The 528-nt window shown below is 54.9% G+C and carries 4 tRNA genes; all 4 read right to left on the reverse strand.

The features are described 5' to 3' along the window. Window positions 1–158 precede the first annotated feature (158 nt). The 4 genes from RZO55_RS02650 to RZO55_RS02665 all read right to left on the reverse strand — a co-directional run bounded on the left by RZO55_RS02650 (window position 159) and on the right by RZO55_RS02665 (window position 482). Window positions 159–234, reverse strand: a tRNA-Lys gene (locus RZO55_RS02650). A gap of 7 nt (window positions 235–241) precedes the next feature. Continuing rightward, window positions 242–316 (reverse strand) — tRNA-Gln (locus tag RZO55_RS02655). A 3-nt stretch (window positions 317–319) separates the two neighbouring features. Further along, window positions 320–395, reverse strand: a tRNA-His gene (locus tag RZO55_RS02660). Window positions 396–405: 10 nt separating this feature from the next. Then, window positions 406–482: transfer RNA gene (locus tag RZO55_RS02665), tRNA-Asp, on the reverse strand. Window positions 483–528: the final 46 nt, after the last annotated feature.

Genomic DNA, 528 nt, shown 5'->3' on the forward strand with positions numbered 1-528 from the left:
ATCTTATCACAGGTGAAGAGAAAATGTCAAGGGCTTCAAAGGGATTTTTTCTTTCCATTTCCCGGCCAGGCTTCACCCTCATCAAAACGTCGCGCGAGGAGCGCCCCTAAGGGAACTCCTCGCGTTCAATAAGGATGAGTCCTGTCTTCCGGTCTTCCTGGTGAGCCATCCAGGACTCGAACCTGGGACACCCTGATTAAAAGTCAGGTGCTCTACCAACTGAGCTAATGGCTCATATCGATGGCTGGGGAGGTAGGGATCGAACCTACGCATCACGGAGTCAAAGTCCGTTGCCTTACCACTTGGCTACTCCCCAGTGTGGGGCGACCAGTGGGAATCGAACCCACGAATGCCGGAGCCACAATCCGGTGCGTTAACCACTTCGCCATGGCCGCCGCAAAAAATTGGCGGAGCTGACGGGATTCGAACCCGCGATCTCCTGCGTGACAGGCAGGCATGTTAGGCCTCTACACCACAGCTCCGCGTTTCGGAGAGAAAATTTCTCCCCGTAAGATGGTGGACGGTGAC

The organism is Clostridium boliviensis (assembly GCF_033342255.1).
In the GTDB taxonomy this organism is placed as follows: Bacteria; Bacillota; Clostridia; order Lachnospirales; family Lachnospiraceae; genus Lacrimispora; species Lacrimispora boliviensis.